Here is a 16,027-nt window from a genome sequence, read left to right on the forward strand (position 1 = left end):
GCCCGGCCTGATCGGCAAGACACCCCCTAGGGACTTCGACGACACGGCCTAGAGACGGGGCGGGGCGGTGGAGAGCCGGACCTTGAGCTCGGTCGAGAGCTCCATCCGGGGGCTGACCAGCGGCTGGCCGTCCAGGAGCTGGAAGAGCGTGCGGGCCGCGAGCCGGCCCATCTCCTCCAGCGGCTGGCGCACCGTCGTCAGTGGCGGTGACAGCCATTCGCACATCGGCAGGTCGTCGAAGCCGACCACGCTGAGGTCCTGCGGGATGCTCAGCCCACCCTGCCGGGCGGCCTCGTAGACGCCCATGGCCTGCTGGTCACTGCCGGCGAAGACGGCGGTCGGCGGATCAGGCAGGGCGAGCAGCTCCCGGGCGCGCTGGAACCCGCCCTCGTGCTGGAAGTCGCCGAACCGGATCAGGTCGCGGTCGACCTCGATCCCGGCCCGCTCCAGCGCGGCCCGGTACCCGTCGATGCGGGCCTGGCTGCAGAGCATCTCCTTGCGCCCGCCGATCGCGGCGATCCGGCGGTGCCCCAGCTCCAGCAGGTGCTCCGTGGCGGCGAGGCCGCCCGCCCAGTTGGTCGCCCCGATGCTCGGCACACCGTTGCCCGGCAGGTCGATCGGGTCGATGACCACCAGAGCCACCCCGGCCTGTTCGACCTGGGTGCGCTGAGCCTGGGTGACCGAGGCGGTGACGAGGATGACGCCGTCGCTGTGGTGCAGGACCGGCAGTGCGGCCCAGCTCGACGGCGTGGCCTCGCCCGGCGGGACGAGCGACACGACGGTGCCGACGCTCCGCTGGGCGCACTCGGCCTCGACGCCGCGCAGGATCTCCACCGCCCACGCGCTGTCCAGACCACCGATGATCAGGTCGACCAGGCCTGACCTGCGGGCCCTGGCCTGCCCGCCGGGGTGGAGGTAGTTGTGGGAGCGCAGCAGGCCCTCGATCCGCTCGCGTGTCGAGGGTGCGACATCGGAGCGGCCGTTGACCACTTTCGACACGGTGGCCTGGGAAACCCCCGCCTCCGCGGCGATGAGGGCCAGGGTCGGACGCTGCTCGGTCAACTTCTCTCCTCTGCGCGAACGTCTTGGGCTCACGACAGGTATCGCAAACTTTCGAAGAGTTTCCGGTCGGCGTGACCAGGTTGTCAAGCTCCAAGTGCGTTGCTGTCAAAGGGAAATCGGTAATAAGGCTTGACCGGTGGGCCGCGCGTTCCTAGTTTGTGGCAGCACCGAATCGAGGATGTTGCGAAACAGTTTCGAAGTCGAATCGCATTCCCCCACCCCCCGGAGGTCCCATGGCCAGCACACCCCCGAGCCGACGAAGCTTCCTGGCGCTCTCGGGCCTGACCGCGCTGTCCGTCGCGCTGACCGCGGCCTGCGGAGGCAGGGACACCGGCTCGGGGCCGGCGGCCGACGGCAAGGTGACCTTCGCGTGGTGGAACATCGCCACGACGGAACCGGGAAAGTCCCTCTTCCCCCAGATCTCCTCGGCGTTCACGGCCGCCCACCCCAACATCACGATCAACACGACCTCGTTGGAGAACGAGGCGTTCAAGTCCAAGCTGGCTGCCACCACCTCGTCGGGCAAGCTTCCCGACGTCTTCCAGACCTGGGGCGGCGGCGTGCTGCGGCAGCAGGTCGACGCGGGGCTGGTCGAGGACCTCACCGACGTGCTCGGCTGGTCGTCCGAGCTCACCCCGGTCTCGCTGCAGGCCTATCAGTTCGAGGGCCGGACCTACGGGGTGCCCTACGACGTCGGCATGGTCGGCTTCTGGTACAACAAGAAGCTCTTCGCCCATGCCGGGATCACCGCTCCGCCTGCCACCTGGGCCGAGTTCCTGGAAGACGTCAAGAAGCTCAAGGCGGCGGGCGTCACTCCGATCGCCCTCGCGGGCAAGGAGAAGTGGCCCGGCCACTTCTACTGGGCCTACCTCGCGATGCGGGTCGCAGGCCTCCCCGCGCTGGAGCGGGCCGCGACCACCAAGGACTTCTCGGGCGCCGGCCTCGTCCAGGCAGGCACCCACCTCGAGGAGTTGGTCGACCTCCAGCCGTTCCAGACGGCCTTCCTCGGCGCCGGCTACTCCACCCCCGGAGGCCAGGCCGCGACCATGGGCAACGGCAAGGCCGCCATGGAGCTGATGGGGCAGTGGGGGCCATCGGTACAGAAGGACGCGGGCGCCGATCTCGGAGCGGACCTGGGCTTCTTTCCCTTCCCGACGGTCGACGGCGGGGTCGGCCGCGCCACCGAAGTGCTCGGCGGTGGCGGCGGCTTCGCGCTGCGCAAGGGCGCGTCGAAGGAGGCGCTGGACTTCCTGAAGTTCTTCGTCCTGGAGAACGAGTCCAAGCTGCTGGCCTCCAACGGCTACCTGCCGGTGGTCAAGGGCGCGGAGAGCCAGCTCACCGACCCCAACCGGAAGGCGGTTGCCGAGAGTCTGGTCAAGGCGACGGGCTTCCAGCTCTACCTCGACCAGGCCTACCCGCCGGCGGTCGGCCAGGAGATCAACGACAGCGTCGCCGACCTCATCGCGGGCAAGAAGACGCCCGAGCAGGTGACCCGGTCGATCACCGAGGCTGCGAAGGGTGCCTAGCTCCGTGTCCACCCTGACCAAGGAGCGGACGCAGGACGCCGGGCCGGTGCGCCCGCCCGCCCCGTCACGGTCGCGCCTGCGCGGTTTGGCAGGCTGGGCGTCGGTCGCCTGGTTCCTCGTCCCGGCTCTGGTCCTCTTCCTCGTCTTCGTCCTCGCCCCCATCGCGGTCGCCGTCTACACCGGCTTCTTCAAGTGGGGCGGGGTCGGCCCCCTGGAGGACTTCGTCGGCTTCGGGAACTACGCCAAGCTCTTCAGGGACCAGGTCTTCCTCGGCGATCTGGAGCGCGGGCTGTACCTGATCGCGCTGTCGGTCACGGTCCAGTTGCCGTTCGCGCTGTTCACCGCCGTCCTGCTCAATCAGAGGCTGCGCGGCCGGGCCGTCTACCGGATGCTGTTCTTCGCGCCGTACATCCTGTCCGAAGTGGTCACGGCGGTCCTCTTCACGATGATCTTCCTTCCCGGTGGTGGTATGGCCGACCATCTCGCGGGCGCCCTCGGCCTGGAGGGGCTGCAGGGCAAATGGCTCGCGTACCCCTCGACGGTCATGCCGACCCTGTTCGTGGTCATGACCTGGAAGTACTTCGGGTTCCACATGATGCTCTTCCTCGCCGGGCTGCAAAGCATCCCGGGCGAGATCCTCGAGGCCGCCTCCATCGACGGCGCCGGCGCCTGGCAGCGCTTCCGGCACGTGACGCTGCCGTTGCTCGGCCCGACGATCCGGATCAGCGTCTTCCTTTCGGTCATCGGTGCCATCCAGCTCTTCGACCTCGTCTGGGTCATGACCGCGGGCGGGCCCAACCACTCCTCCGAGACGATGGCGATCTCGATGTTCCAGTTCGGGTTCAAGCGCTACCAGGTCGGCTACGCCAGCGCGATCAGCGTGGTGCTGTTCATGATCAGTCTGGTCTTCTCCCTCTTCTACCAGCGCTACGTGCTCCGCCGTGACCTGAGCGGGGCCGTCACACCGGGAGGTGGCCGATGAACGCACGCAGGACGGCACGCGGCCTGTCGCTGCACGCCGTGGTCTGGCTGATCGGCGCGTTCGTCGTCGTGCCGCTGGTCTACGCGGTGATCTCCGGGTTCAAGAGCACCGGCGAGCTGACGACCAACCCGTTCGGGCTGCCGGAGCACTGGAAGACCGGCAACTACGCCGGCATTCTCGGCGACGGAATGTTCTGGCGGCAGATCGCCAACAGCGCGGGCATCGCGATCGGCACGGCATGCTGCACGGTGATGGTCGCGGCGATGGCGGCGTTCGTACTGGCCCGCTACGCCTTCCGGGGCAGGGAGCTGTTCTACACGCTGTTCACGATCGGGCTGATGTTCCCGTTCGCGGTGGCCGTCCTGCCGCTGTTCCTGCTGCTGCGCACCTTCGACCTGCTCGACAACCCGCTCGGAGTGATCCTCCCGCAGGCGGCCTTCGGGCTCCCCATGACGATCATCATTCTGCGCGGCTTCTTCCGGACCATCCCGGCAGAGGTCGAGGAGGCGGCCGTCATGGACGGCTGCGGCAAGTTCCGCTTCTTCTGGAAGATCCTGCTGCCGATGGCACGTCCGGCGCTCGGCACGGTCTCGGTGCTCGCGATCGTCGCGAGCTGGAACAACTTCTTCCTGCCGCTGCTGGTGTTCAACGACCCTCAATGGCAGACGATCCCGGTCGGCGTCCAGCAGTTCCAGGGTCAGTACTCGACCGACTACGCGCTCGTTCTCGCCTACATCGTGCTCGCGATGGTCCCCGCCCTCGCCTTCTACGCCGTCGCCGAACGGCAGTTGATCGGCGGACTCGCAGCGGGCGCCACCAAGGGCTGAACCGTCCCGCATGACCTGCACTCCCGAGGAGACGTCGTGAAACGCCTGTCGCATCGACCGCAATATTGTTAGCGCTAACAATCCAGGCCGTGGCCGCGCTCGCACCTCTCTCATCTGGACCTCGGCGAAGTGGCACGCCTGGAGTGCCCGGTGCACCAACGCTTCGGCATGTGCGGCCGCCTTCACTCCCATCCCGCCCCAGACCCCCTGACACGGCCGCTCGGCGGTTCGTCGGGGTCACCTCACCCCCGCCCCCAAAGGAGCTCTTCTGATGTGGTTTCGCCATCCGCCACGGGTCCTGAGACTCGTACTCGCGGTCCTTTCGTCCTTGCTGCTCGGGGCTGCTCTCCTCGGTACCCAGCCCGCCGTCGCCGCCACCGCGGCGACCGTCGACCCCAACGCCTCGTACGTGCTGGTCAACCGCAACAGCGGCAAGGCCCTGGACGTCTACAACCTGGGGACCAACGACGGCGCGCGCATCACCCAGTGGACCAGGAACGACCAGAACCAGCAGCTGTGGCAGTTCGTCGACTCCGGAGACGGTTACTACCGCATCAAGTCCCGCCACTCCGGCAAGGTGCTGGACGTCTCCGGCCGGTCCACCGCCAACGGCGCCTCGATCGTCCAGTGGAGCGACGTGAACGGGACCAACCAGCAGTGGCGGCCGGTCGACAGCTCGGACGGCTACGTGAGGCTCATCGCGCGCCACAGCAACAAGGCCCTCGAGGTGCAAGGCGGGTCCACCGCCGACAACGCGAACGTCGTCCAGTACGACGACTGGGGCGGCACCAACCAGCAGTGGCAGCTCATCAAGGTCGGTTCCGGCAACCCCGGCCCGTGCGGTCTTCCGTCGACATACCGCTGGACCTCAACGGGCGCGCTGGCGCAACCCAAGGCCGGGTGGGCCTCACTCAAGGACTTCACCGTCGCCCCCTACAACGGCAAGCAGCTCGTCTATGCGACGACGCACGGCGCCGCGGGAACGGGAGCGGGCTGGGGTTCGATGAACTTCGGCCTGTTCATCAACTGGCCGGAGATGGCCTCGGCCAGCCAGAACACGATGTCGAACTCCGTCGTCGCGCCCACGCTCTTCTACTTCGCGCCGAAGAACATCTGGGTGCTCACCTACCAGTGGGGAGGCGGGAGCCCCTTCTCCTACCGGACGTCGAGCGATCCCTCCAACCCCAACGGCTGGTCGTCACATCAGGTGCTCTTCTCCGGAAGCATCACCGGCTCCGGAACAGGACCCATCGACCAGACGCTCATCGCTGACGGCACGAACATGTACCTGTTCTTCGCCGGTGACAACGGCAAGATCTACCGGGCCGGCATGCCGATCGGGAACTTCCCGAGCAGTTTCGGCTCGACCTACACAACGATCATGAGCGATACGACGAACAACCTGTTCGAAGCCCCGCAGGTCTACAAGCTTCAGGGCCAGGACCGCTACCTCATGATCGTCGAGGCGATCGGCTCGCAGGGGCGCTACTTCCGCTCGTTCACGGCCACCAGCCTGGACGGCTCATGGACACCCCAGGCCGCGACCGAGAGCAACCCCTTCGCCGGCAAGGCCAACAGCGGCGCCACCTGGACCAACGACATCAGCCATGGCGAACTGATCCGCACCAGCGCCGATCAGACCTTCACCGTCGATCCCTGCAACCTGCAGTTCCTCTACCAGGGACGCGACCCCAACTCCGGCGGTGACTACGGCCAATGGCCCTACCGGCCGGGTCTGCTGACACTGCAGCGCTGACGATGTGACACGGGTCCGGCTCCGATGAGGAGCCGACCCTGAGCACCGGGTTCACGGGGTGGCCGGCCCACCCCGTGAACCCGGCTGCGACATCAACGAGACGCTCATCCGCCAGACTGCCGACTCGATGGTCAGCTCAGGCATGCGTGACCTCGGATATCAGTACGTCGTCGTTGACGACTGCTGGTTCGACCCCACTCGCGACTCCGCCGGCAACTTGCAGGCCAATCCGTCGAGATTCCCCAGCGGCATGAAGGCGCTCGGCGACTACCTGCACACCCGGGGCCTGAAGTTCGGCCTCTACCAAGCACCCCTGGACCGGACCTGCGCCCAGTACTTCGGGTCCTATCCGGGCGCCACCGGCAGTCTCAACCACGAGGTCCAGGACGCCCGGCAGTTCGCCGCCTGGGGTGTCGACTATCTCAAGTACGACTGGTGTTCCCCCACCGGCACCATCGACGACCAGGTCCGCACCTTCGCGAAGATGCGCGACGCCCTGGCGGCCGCCGGCCGGCCGATCCTCTACAGCATCAACTCCAACAGCATCCACGAGAAGACCGGCCCGCAGCCCAACTGGGGCGACGTCGCCGACATCTGGCGCACCACCGAGGACATCACCAACGTCCGGAACTCAGGTCAGACCAACGGCTATCCGATGGGCGTCCAGAATATCGTCAACGTCAACGCGCCGTCGGGCTACGCCAAGCCGGGGCAGTTCAACGACCCCGACATGATGGTGGTCGGCCGGGGCGGCATGACCGACACCGAGATGCGCAGCCACTTCGCCCTCTGGGCGATGATGGCCGCTCCACTGATCGCGGGCAACGACATGCGGAACATGGACGCTGCGACCGCCACGATCATGAAGAGCCAGAACCTGATCGCCCTCAACCAGGACCCGCTCGGCCTCCAAGTGCCTGGACGTACCCGGCAACTCCACGGCCAACGGCGCCTACGTCCAGATCTGGACATGCAACAATGCCGCCAACCAACGGTGGACGCGTCCGACCGTGGCGATCTCCTCATGACACCCGAGCGGCATGGTCTCGAGTAGGAACGTCTACGCGACCGGCCGGCGGTGGGTTCTTGCCGACTTGCCTGCCAACTCGCCGGACCCCAGGTTCCTCCACGGCCCGCACGTCCCCCTTCATATTCGTCACTGTGGCTGTGGAAGATCCACGGTGAGCGTCCGATCTGCGAAAACAAGTGAGTGAACCTGTGACCGCCAGGGCCGTCGGAGGGTCTGGTTCAGTGAACCAGGACGTCCCTGTCGGGTTCGGGACCGGAGAGGACCAGCCAGCCGCAGGCCGTGGTGCGGGGTGGGGTCACTGCGGGAGGACGACCAGGATGCGGCCGCGGCTGCCGGCGTCGACGCGGTCGTGAGCCTTGGCGATGTCTGCCAGCTCGTAGCGGTCGCCGACCTCGACGGTCAGGGCGCCCGCGGAGGCCGCAGCGGTGAGATCGCGTGCTGCCTGGTGTTTCGCCTCTTCGGGGAAGTCGTCGCTGCCGATCAGACGCAGGATGACGTTGTTGAACAGCAGGGGCCAGAAGGGGATCTCGGTCCGGTCCGTGCTCGTCGCGTAGGCGGCGATGACCGCGCCGTTCGCGACGACGGCGTTGTCGAGGTCGGCGTTGGCGGACAGGGACACCTCGACGATCCGGTGCACGCCCCCGGGCGCGTACGCGCGGATCGCCGCCGCGGGGTCCTCCTGGTCCAGGGCCACGGCGTGGGACACGACAGCCGGGTCGACCTGTGCGAGATCCGCGCCGCGCCGGACGGTGGCGAGCACTCTGGCCCCGCCCCAGCGAGCGAGCTGCGCGGCCAGGGAGCCGACCCCGCCCAGGACGCCGTGCACCAGCACGAGCTTGCCGTCGACCGGGCCGTCGGCGAACACGGCGCGGTGGGCGGTGATGCCGGGGATGCCCAGGGTTGCGCCGAGTTCGTCGCCGAGGTGGTCGGGCAGCGGGACGGCCAGACCGGCGGGTACGACGGTGTACTGGGCGGCCGTGCCGAAGGGCCGGTAGGACTGGGCACCGTACGTCCACACCCGCTGTCCGACCCGGCGCGCGTCGACCCCCTCGCCCACGGCATCGACGACGCCGGCGGCGTCGCTGTGCGGGATCACCCGTGGGTAGGGCATCGACGAGCCGAGCCAGCCGCGCCGCTTCTTGGTGTCGCCGGGATTGACACCGGAGACGGTGACGCGAACGCGGACCTCGCCCGGGCCGGGGGTGGGGTCGGGCAGCTCGCCGACGCGCAGCACGTCGGCGGCGGGGCCCTGTCGGTCGTACCAGGACGCAATCATGGGCGGCTACCTCCGGGGCTGGTCAGCTCACAGGTTGTCCGAGCGTAGAGGGGTCCGTCCCGGCGCGCGCGGTGACCGGCTCGTCACCGTCCAGAACCTCGTGTAGCCAGGCGCGTTCGGCGCTGTTGATGGCGCGGGCGGTCAGCAGCATGCCGCGCCGGTAGGGGTCGGCCATGTCCTCGGCACGCAGCGGCTGGTCGCCGTCGTAGAAGAAGCTCGCCGGCTCCTCCAGAAACTCCAGTCGCCGCCGCAGCACCGCGTGCTGTTCGGCGACGTCCGGCAGGAGGGACAGGAACGCCAGCACGGTGAAGAACCGCGTGAAGTCGCTGATCTCGTGGTCGGCGGGCCTGCGCAACCGCTTCAGCAAGTCGGTGCGCCCGGTGTCGGTCACGCTCAGTATGTAGCGGGCCGTACCCCCAGCCGGGTCCGTGCGGCGTTCCAGCAGGCCCGCCGCGGCGAGACGCTTGATCGCCGGGTAGAGACTGCCGTCGCTCACCGGCCGGGTGTAGCCCGTCAGCTCCGAGAGTCGGCGGCGCAGTTCATGTGGACTCTGGAAGAGACCGTCACCGAGGGCGACACGGTGGCCGCCCGGTTCACCATGCGCGGCACGCATCGGGGCGAGTTCTTCGGAATCCCGGCCAGTGGAAAGACGATCTCGGTCCAGGCTGTGAACTTCTACTACCTGGCCGACGGAAAGATCATCAAGGAGCGGGGTCAGCCCGACCTCCTCGGGGTGATGCAGCAGATCGGCGCCGTGCCTGCGCCTTGAGAGCGCGGGTTCGTCGGTGACCCTGCCGGACGTCTACGGGTTCCGGCGGTGCGAGTGTGGTGCGCCAGGACCATGCCCTGGCGCACCACACTCACTTCCATGTCTCCGCGTGACCGGTCAGCTCTTCGTGTCCGGTCTCGACTCGGCGGCCGGGAGGCCGGCGATGGCCACGAGGCCGGCGATGGCCACGAGCATCAGCACCGTGCCGATGACCGTGGCCCGTGGAGGACGGTGTCGCCGCGTTCGGCTGGAGTTTCGGCGCGTGGGGTGTGGCCCACGCCCCGCCGGCCTCCAGAGGCTGGGCCCGTACTGCGGGCACTTCGTCGATCCACTTCGGGGACTTCTCCTGCGGCGACGCCCAGTCCGCTCGGATCCCCGCCTCCGCATACCGGTCTGTGCGCGCTTGGATGTCGGGAACGGTGATCGGCGACAACTGCGCCTCCCCTGCCATCCGCTGGACGTGCCCATTCCATGAGCTAGGGACTTTGTTGCCGTGCTCCGCGGACCCCTCCGACGCCGATGTTGACCTATTGCTGACGCTGGAGGATCTACTGCCGGCCGTCACCACGCGTGGACGATCACATCTTGCCTGAGCGCGGGTCTCTCCTCGTGGGGCCTTGAAGCGGTGCCGCGTCGTTCGCTGCGTAGGCGGCGTGGACGCGGCTACGGGCTCCGAAGACGGCCGGCGTCTGCTGGTATGCGTGGTGGGCCGGTGGTCACGAAGGTCCGTGAATGGCCCGGATCTTGTTCGTGAAGTGGGATCTCGGAGTCGAATGAACCATGGAATCACGCGGCTTCGGTCGCTATTCCGAGGCGTGGGCACAGTGCCTGACCGGTCGTTTGTGCAGGTCAGGCACTGTGGTCAACTTTTAGAAGAAGCCGAGCTTCTTGCGGGAGTAACTCACCAGAAGGTTCTTCGTCTCCTGCTGGTACAGCACCTGCACCCGTGCTGACCAGGAAAAACGACAGTTGGCGCTGCATTCTGGCGGCGCCTGGTCCGGAAATGGTCCGGATCTTGGTGTGGCTGCGCACACCCAGGCCATGTCTCGGTTGCAGTGGCAGCGATTGGGGGCGATCGGGACCAGACGAGCCAGGTGGGCGGGGCGCCCGGATGCGGGCCACGCAGCAGAGTGAGGTGCACGGCCGGCCAGTCGACGCCTTGGAAGTGGACGTGGGGCAGGACTGCTCTGGTGGCTGCGATGTTGTCGCCGGGCGGCACGGCCCAGTTCTGCGGGCCGCGCCGGTCCGGGGCGTCAGTGGCTGTGGCCGCCGCCGGGCGCGGTCTCCATGGACGCCGCGACCTCGCGCAGGCCGAAGAAGGCGAGGGTTGCCACTGCCTCGATGCAACCGGTGAGCTTGGCCTGGTCGATGTTGCCGAGGTCGGCCGGGTAGGTGGCGAGCATGTCCTTGACGGTGCTGGACATCAGGATGCCTCCGTTCCCCGCGGGGCCGGCGGATCCGGGGCGGGCGCCGTTCGAGCCCTCGGCACCTCCAGCTAACCCCCGCCCGCGCGAACGCGCCCGGCCGCACCCTCGGGGTGCGGCCGGGCGCGTTCGGTGTGAAAGGTCAGTGGTAGGCGTGGACGACGGCGTGGCCCTTGCCGCGGCCGATCATCCACTTGTTGACCGGCGTGGTGATCAGGAAGGCGACGGCGAAGCCGCCCAGCAGCGCGGTCCAGAACAGCGCGTCCGACAGATGGGCGTCCATCGCACCGGGGACCAGCGCGATGATGCCGTTGTCCACGAGCTCCATCACCGCGATCGAGACGGTGTCGGCGGCCAGCGCCACCTTGACGGCGGTCTTGAAGTCCAGGCCGGCCTTGCGGACCGCGAACAGGGTGAAGGAGTAGCCGAAGACGAACGCCAGGGCGATCGCAAGGACCATGGTGGGCACGTTGCCCCACATCAGGGCGGTGCCGATGACCATGCCGAGGATCTCGCCGATGGCGCACCCGGTGAGGCAGTGCAGCGTCGCCTTCGCGGCTGCCCCCCAGGTCACTCCGCCCATCTGGTGCCCGGCGTGACCCTCGTGCGCCTGGTGCGCGGTGTGGTCGTGCGCGGTGTTGGTGTGGTGTGCGCTGTGGTCCATGACAGTCATCCCCATTCCCGTCCAGTGTGACCCCGCTCCCGCGGCCCCACATCACAAACCGTATACCCCCCAGGGGTATTCCGCGAGGGGTTGAGGGCAGCAAAGGCGGAGGGGTGTGGCAGGCCTTGCGGCCGCACACCCCTCCGCCGGTGGGTCAGTTCTTGCCGAGAAGGCTGTTCATCCTGGTGATCTCGGCGGTCTGGGAGGTGATGATGGCATCCGCCATCGTCTTGGCGTCGGGGAAGGCGCCGTCGGTCTTCTCCGTCTTCGCCATCGCCACAGCACCTTCGTGGTGCTTGATCATCATTTCCATGAAGGCGGTGTCGAACGCCTTGCCCGACGATTCCTTCAGCTTGTCCATCTCCTCGGCCGTCATCATCCCGGCCATGCCGTGCGGGGAGTGGTCCATGGCTCCCTCGGCGGGAACCTGCTCGCCCCAGGAGGTCAGCCATCCGGAGAGCGTCTGGATCTCCGGGTCCTGGGCCTTCTTGATCTCGTCGGCGAGCTTCTTGGCCTCGGCGGACTCCGCGCGCGTGGGGGCCAGGTCGGCCATCTCCACGGCCTGACGGTGGTGGGGGATCATCCCCTTCGCGAAGGCGACGTCGGCGGCATTGTGCTGCCCCTGCGCGGCCGGAGCGGACGAGACGGCCGACGGCGTCGACTGCCCGGCAGAGGTGTCGTCACTCGACCCGCAGGCGGCGAGGACGAGCGAGGCGGCGCCCGCGACGGCGACGATGGCGGTGCGGCGGATGAGGTTCTTGTTCATGGTGATGCGACTCCTTGATGCGCAGCCTTGGGCGGGCATGCGCCGATGCGGAAGTGAGGGCATGGCCGGAGCGCGGCACACTTCACCCGGCAGAGCCGGGAGACGGGGTGCCGTGCGGGCCGCTCTATATCCGCAGGAGTTGCAGATCGGCCAGGTCGGGCGGCGCGCGCCCGATCTCAGGAGTCCCGGCATTGCTGCCGAGCGGCGTCACAACCGCAGGAGTGACGCCGAGGGCGGAAGCCAGCGCGGGCGGTACGTAAGGGGCGCCGACGCCGGCCGCCGCGCACATCGCATCAGCATGATCCGCATGGCCCGATCCACCATCGGTGTGCGAGCAGTCCCCGACCACCTGATGGCTGGTGTTCTCATGGGCCATCGCCACGCCGTGACCGCCGACTGCCGTCGGCGTCTCTATGGGCGCTGGTCCCGGGCTCAGCCCGTGCATCGCAAGCACACCGGTCAGCACCGCCAGAACCAGCAGCACAAAGCCGCGCCCGACAGGGCGGCGGCTCGGCGACTGGACGGCGGAGGTCATGCGCTCATCCTACGAGCAGGCCCCTGGTGCGGCCCGCCCAGCCGTCGGGTGTCCGTCAACCGGGCGGCGCGGAGCAAGACCAAGAGAGGGTCGGAAGAGGCTCGGGTCGCCGATTCGCGGCCACAGCTCGTTCTCCCTCAATAGTGGAACCAAACCGCGGCTGAGGCGGGCCGTACCTGAGCGGTTGGAACTCGCGGCCAGGAACGGCACGGGTACTCCTGGCGGCATTGATCGAGGGGCGCTGCGGCTCAGCACGGTCGACAGCCCGTCGCGGTGATGGGCGGGCGCGCGGCACTGTGCAGGGGCGGTGGCCGTCGTCACGCGGGCACGCACCCGGCCACCAGGCTCACCCTTCGTCGCCGCCGACGTCGCGCGATCTTCTTCGGAGCCGACTCTGTCGCCCTCGGCTGGCCGGCTACGGGTCTACCTGACAGCTATGGCTGTACCGCTTGCCAGGGGCGCGTCAGTGCTCGGATCGCACTGTCCCCTCATTTGTCGATCGCCCTCCCCTCGCTCTTACATACCCCCCAAGGGTATGTTACCTTGCTCCGCGAAGGTACCCCCTAGGGGTATGATGCAGAGAAGGGTCAGGGCAATGTCAACCGTCAATCCCCGGCGCTGGTGGGCACTTGCCGTGCTTGCCGCCGCGCAGTTCATGGTCATCATGGACACCTCCATCATCGGAGTCGCACTCCCCGAGATGCAGAAGGACCTCGGCTTCTCGCAGGGTGAGCTGCAGTGGGTCTTCAACGCCTACGTCATCGTGTTCGGCGGATTACTCCTGCTCGGCGGTCGTCTCTCCGACCTCGTCGGAGCTCGCAAGATCTTCGCCGCCGGATGGGCGACCATGATCGTCGGTTCGATCGTCGCGGCCGCCGCACAGACGGCTACGGTCGAGATCGTCGGCCGTGCCGTCCAGGGCATTGGCGGCGCGCTGATCGCACCCGCCGCCATGACCCTGCTGATGATGCTCTTCATGCACGACCCCAAGGAGCTCGGCAAGGCGATGGCGCTGTACGGCGCCGCTGCTCCCGCCGGCGGTACTGCGGGTGTATTCCTCGGTGGTGTCTTCACCGAGTGGATGAGCTGGCAATGGGTTTTCATCATCTACATCCCGATCGGTCTCGCGACCCTCGCCGCCACCAAGCTGCTGCCGGACGTTGCGTCCCGACGCGGTTCTGTGGATGTCCTGGGTGCGGTCGCCGTCACTGCGGGTCTCGCGCTCGCCGTGTTCGCTGTCGTCCGGGCGCCCGAGGTGGGCTGGGGCTCCACCGCCACCGTCCTGGAGCTGATCGGCGCGGCCGTTCTGCTCGCCGCCTTCTTCGTGATTCAGAAGTCCATCCGTGAGCCGCTCATGCCGCTCAGCGTCTGGCGGGTCCCGCGTCTCGGCTCGGCCAACCTCGCGATGACGCTGCTCGGTGCGGCGTGGATCCCGATGTGGTACTTCCTCAACCTGTATCTGCAGCAGGTCCTCAACTACGGCGCATTCGCGTCCGGCGCCGCCCTGCTCCCCATGACCGTCCTGTTGATGATCTTCATGACGGCGATTACCGCACGCCTCATGGGCAAGTTCGGTGCGAAGCCGCTGATCGTCGCCGGCCTGTTGGCCCTCGCCGTCGGGCTGGTCTGGCTGTCGGCGGTGGAGCCGACTGGCACCTTCCTGGTCGACGTCCTCCCGGCCTCGCTCGTCGCCGCGCTCGGCATGGCGCTCGCCTACATCCCTGCGATGATCGCCGCCATGTCCGGAGCTCCCCAGGAGCAGGCAGGTCTGGCCTCGGGCATCGTCAACACCACGTACAACGTGGGCTCGGCCCTCGGCCTAGCCGCTCTGACCGCTCTTGCCACCACGCAGGGGGCCGGTGAGCTCGGCAACCTGCCCGCCCTCACCGACGGCTTCAGTGCCGCGTTCCTCGGTGCCGCCGCCATCGCGGCCGCCGGCGGCGTGATCACTCTTCTCGTCATGAAGGGAGACAAGGCTGCGGCGACCGCAGCCGCCCCCGCGCCGCAAAGCGAGACCGCCGGGGTGTGACGTACGGGCTCGTCCGTACTCGGCAAGGGGTCGCCCGATGTCCTCCCAGGACATCGGGCGACCCCTTTCTGCTCCCCGTACCTGACGCAGACGGCCGGACGGACCGGCCCATCAGACAGGAGACCCCATGGAAGACAAAGACATCCGAACCCGTGCAGTGCATGTGGTGAATCGGCCTTTGCCGCACGGCAGTTGGCCGCTCTCCGTACCCCTGGTGCAATCGTCCGCCTTCGCCTTCGACTCCGCGAGCGAGCTGGCCGAAGCCATGGCCAGCCCCGACGGCCAGTACGTCTACAGTCGCCGCGGCAATCCCACCGTCCGCGCCCTGGAGCACACCCTCGCGGACTTGGAGGGCGGGGCTTCGGCCATAGCCTTCGCCTCGGGCATGGGAGCCATCAGCGGCGTCCTGCTGGCGCTGCTACGCCCCGGCGATCACGTGATCGCGCAGCGGTGTCTATACGGAGGGACATACGCCGCCCTGACCGACCTGGCGGACCGCTACGGCGTGGACGTCACGTATATCAGTGGTGACGAGGTGGCCGAGTTCGAGGCGGTCGCAGGACCCCGGACCCGGCTGCTCCTACTGGAGACCATCGCGAACCCAACGGGCCAAGTCCCTGACCTGCCAGGGCTGCTGGCTGCCGCCCGAAGCCGGGGAGTCATCAGCGCCGTGGACAACTCCCTCGCGTCGCCCGTCCTGTGCCGGCCCATCGAACTCGGCTCCGACATCGTGCTCCACTCCACGACCAAGTATCTGGCCGGACACTCCGACGTCCTCGGGGGCGCGGCCATCTTCGCGGATGACGGACTGCGGCAGGAGGTATGGCCGCGGACAGTCGAACTCGGGGCTAGCGCCGACCCGTTCGCCGCCTGGCTGACCCTGCGCGGGATCCCGACGCTGCCCCTGCGGATGCGGGAGCACTGCGCCAATGCCGAAGTCCTGTCTGCGCGGCTGGCTGCTCATCCCACAGTCACGGCCGTCCACTGGCCCTGGCTCCCCGCCCACCCCTCGTACGCCACCGCCCGTAAGGCGCTTTCCGGCGGGGGAGGGCTGCTCTCCTTCGACCTGGCCGGCGGGCGGGAGGCGGGTCGGGTGTTCGTGGAGGGAGTGCGGGTCGCGCGGCTCGCGCTGTCCCTGGGCGGCGTGGAGACGCTGGTGACGCATCCGGCCAGCACCTCCCATCGAGAGCTGGGGGAGGAGGCGTTGGCGGCTGCCGGTATCGGAGCGGGTCTGGTGCGGATGTCGGTCGGTATCGAGGACCCCGACGACCTGTGGAGGGACATCGAACAGGCTCTATCCAAGCTTGTTTTGGCTTGACAAAATAAATGAACGATTCGTAGATTGGTTCATGCCAAGGAAACACTGCTCTACGTCAAGGGG

Annotated in this window: 14 protein-coding genes and 2 pseudogenes; 9 read left to right on the plus strand and 7 right to left on the minus strand. The window is 68.0% G+C overall.

The annotated features are described in order from the left end of the window. Positions 1 to 48: 48 nt before the first annotated feature. A complete protein-coding gene (locus AC3IX6_RS33935) occupies positions 49 to 1,062 on the minus strand; it encodes a LacI family DNA-binding transcriptional regulator (protein WP_489367104.1) in 1,014 nt (337 codons plus the stop codon). A gap of 233 nt (positions 1,063 to 1,295) precedes the next feature. On the opposite strand from AC3IX6_RS33935, the gene AC3IX6_RS33940 reads away from it, so the two are divergent. The 6 genes and pseudogenes from AC3IX6_RS33940 to AC3IX6_RS33965 all read left to right on the plus strand — a co-directional run. Beyond that, positions 1,296 to 2,588 (plus strand): extracellular solute-binding protein, encoded by a 1,293-nt coding sequence (locus AC3IX6_RS33940; RefSeq protein ID WP_489367105.1) that lies wholly within the window; start codon positions 1,296 to 1,298, stop codon positions 2,586 to 2,588. Next, a complete protein-coding gene (locus AC3IX6_RS33945; RefSeq protein ID WP_489367106.1) occupies positions 2,581 to 3,570 on the plus strand; it encodes a carbohydrate ABC transporter permease in 990 nt (329 codons plus the stop codon). The genes AC3IX6_RS33940 and AC3IX6_RS33945 overlap by 8 nt, the downstream gene beginning before the upstream one ends. Beyond that, positions 3,567 to 4,397: a carbohydrate ABC transporter permease gene (locus tag AC3IX6_RS33950; protein ID WP_489367107.1), complete on the plus strand. Its 831-nt coding sequence runs from the start codon at positions 3,567 to 3,569 to the stop codon at positions 4,395 to 4,397. The genes AC3IX6_RS33945 and AC3IX6_RS33950 overlap by 4 nt, the downstream gene beginning before the upstream one ends. A 271-nt stretch (positions 4,398 to 4,668) precedes the next feature. After that, positions 4,669 to 6,153: a non-reducing end alpha-L-arabinofuranosidase family hydrolase gene (locus tag AC3IX6_RS33955; RefSeq protein WP_489367108.1), complete on the plus strand. Its 1,485-nt coding sequence runs from the start codon at positions 4,669 to 4,671 to the stop codon at positions 6,151 to 6,153. Between the two features lie 58 nt (positions 6,154 to 6,211). After that, positions 6,212 to 7,039, plus strand: a pseudogene (locus tag AC3IX6_RS33960) (glycoside hydrolase family 27 protein); the annotation flags it as partial. A 16-nt stretch (positions 7,040 to 7,055) separates the two neighbouring features. Then, a pseudogene (locus tag AC3IX6_RS33965) lies at positions 7,056 to 7,160 on the plus strand (RICIN domain-containing protein); the annotation flags it as partial. Positions 7,161 to 7,478: 318 nt separating this feature from the next. On the opposite strand, the gene AC3IX6_RS33970 reads toward AC3IX6_RS33965, so the two are convergent. Both AC3IX6_RS33970 and AC3IX6_RS33975 read right to left on the minus strand, forming a co-directional pair. Next, positions 7,479 to 8,459, minus strand: coding sequence for an NADPH:quinone reductase (locus AC3IX6_RS33970; RefSeq protein ID WP_489367109.1), 981 nt, complete (start codon positions 8,457 to 8,459; stop codon positions 7,479 to 7,481). Between the two features lie 22 nt (positions 8,460 to 8,481). Then, positions 8,482 to 9,072: a PadR family transcriptional regulator gene (locus AC3IX6_RS33975; protein WP_489367110.1), complete on the minus strand. Its 591-nt coding sequence runs from the start codon at positions 9,070 to 9,072 to the stop codon at positions 8,482 to 8,484. Here AC3IX6_RS33975 and AC3IX6_RS33980 point away from each other — a divergent pair. After that, entirely contained in the window at positions 9,001 to 9,228 is a 228-nt protein-coding gene (locus AC3IX6_RS33980) for an ester cyclase (protein WP_489367111.1), read from the plus strand. The two genes, AC3IX6_RS33975 and AC3IX6_RS33980, sit on opposite strands and share 72 nt — an antisense overlap. A gap of 1,253 nt (positions 9,229 to 10,481) precedes the next feature. On the opposite strand, the gene AC3IX6_RS33985 is transcribed toward AC3IX6_RS33980, so the two are convergent. The 4 genes from AC3IX6_RS33985 to AC3IX6_RS34000 form a co-directional block, all read right to left on the minus strand. After that, positions 10,482 to 10,652: a hypothetical protein gene (locus tag AC3IX6_RS33985; RefSeq protein ID WP_407840311.1), complete on the minus strand. Its 171-nt coding sequence runs from the start codon at positions 10,650 to 10,652 to the stop codon at positions 10,482 to 10,484. A 142-nt stretch (positions 10,653 to 10,794) separates the two neighbouring features. Next, on the minus strand, positions 10,795 to 11,316 hold the full coding sequence (locus AC3IX6_RS33990; protein ID WP_407840312.1) for a DUF4396 domain-containing protein: 522 nt from the start codon (positions 11,314 to 11,316) through the stop codon (positions 10,795 to 10,797). 154 nt (positions 11,317 to 11,470) lie between these two features. Then, positions 11,471 to 12,082, minus strand: coding sequence for a DUF305 domain-containing protein (locus AC3IX6_RS33995; protein WP_489367112.1), 612 nt, complete (start codon positions 12,080 to 12,082; stop codon positions 11,471 to 11,473). A 124-nt stretch (positions 12,083 to 12,206) separates the two neighbouring features. Then, entirely contained in the window at positions 12,207 to 12,617 is a 411-nt protein-coding gene (locus tag AC3IX6_RS34000) for a DUF6153 family protein (protein ID WP_489367113.1), read from the minus strand. A gap of 595 nt (positions 12,618 to 13,212) precedes the next feature. On the opposite strand from AC3IX6_RS34000, the gene AC3IX6_RS34005 reads away from it, so the two are divergent. Continuing rightward, entirely contained in the window at positions 13,213 to 14,646 is a 1,434-nt protein-coding gene (locus tag AC3IX6_RS34005; RefSeq protein WP_489367114.1) for an MFS transporter, read from the plus strand. 127 nt (positions 14,647 to 14,773) lie between these two features. Further along, positions 14,774 to 15,964: a trans-sulfuration enzyme family protein gene (locus AC3IX6_RS34010; protein ID WP_489367115.1), complete on the plus strand. Its 1,191-nt coding sequence runs from the start codon at positions 14,774 to 14,776 to the stop codon at positions 15,962 to 15,964. Positions 15,965 to 16,027: the final 63 nt, after the last annotated feature.

It is taken from the genome of Streptomyces sp. GL_141 (genome assembly GCF_057834385.1).

Excerpts from the sequence above, each read along its gene's own strand:
- AC3IX6_RS33995 (WP_489367112.1), bottom strand. The coding sequence starts at position 12,082 with ATGAACAAGAACCTCATCCGCCGCACCGCCATCGTCGCCGTCGCGGGC.
- AC3IX6_RS33985 (WP_407840311.1), bottom strand. The coding sequence starts at position 10,652 with ATGTCCAGCACCGTCAAGGACATGCTCGCCACCTACCCGGCCGACCTC.
- AC3IX6_RS33955 (WP_489367108.1), top strand. The coding sequence starts at position 4,669 with ATGTGGTTTCGCCATCCGCCACGGGTCCTGAGACTCGTACTCGCGGTC.
- AC3IX6_RS34005 (WP_489367114.1), top strand. The coding sequence starts at position 13,213 with ATGTCAACCGTCAATCCCCGGCGCTGGTGGGCACTTGCCGTGCTTGCC.
- AC3IX6_RS33990 (WP_407840312.1), bottom strand. The coding sequence starts at position 11,316 with ATGGACCACAGCGCACACCACACCAACACCGCGCACGACCACACCGCG.
- AC3IX6_RS33970 (WP_489367109.1), bottom strand. The coding sequence starts at position 8,459 with ATGATTGCGTCCTGGTACGACCGACAGGGCCCCGCCGCCGACGTGCTG.
- AC3IX6_RS34010 (WP_489367115.1), top strand. The coding sequence starts at position 14,774 with ATGGAAGACAAAGACATCCGAACCCGTGCAGTGCATGTGGTGAATCGG.
- AC3IX6_RS33940 (WP_489367105.1), top strand. The coding sequence starts at position 1,296 with ATGGCCAGCACACCCCCGAGCCGACGAAGCTTCCTGGCGCTCTCGGGC.
- AC3IX6_RS34000 (WP_489367113.1), bottom strand. The coding sequence starts at position 12,617 with ATGACCTCCGCCGTCCAGTCGCCGAGCCGCCGCCCTGTCGGGCGCGGC.
- AC3IX6_RS33950 (WP_489367107.1), top strand. The coding sequence starts at position 3,567 with ATGAACGCACGCAGGACGGCACGCGGCCTGTCGCTGCACGCCGTGGTC.
- AC3IX6_RS33975 (WP_489367110.1), bottom strand. The coding sequence starts at position 9,072 with ATGCGTGCCGCGCATGGTGAACCGGGCGGCCACCGTGTCGCCCTCGGT.
- AC3IX6_RS33980 (WP_489367111.1), top strand. The coding sequence starts at position 9,001 with ATGTGGACTCTGGAAGAGACCGTCACCGAGGGCGACACGGTGGCCGCC.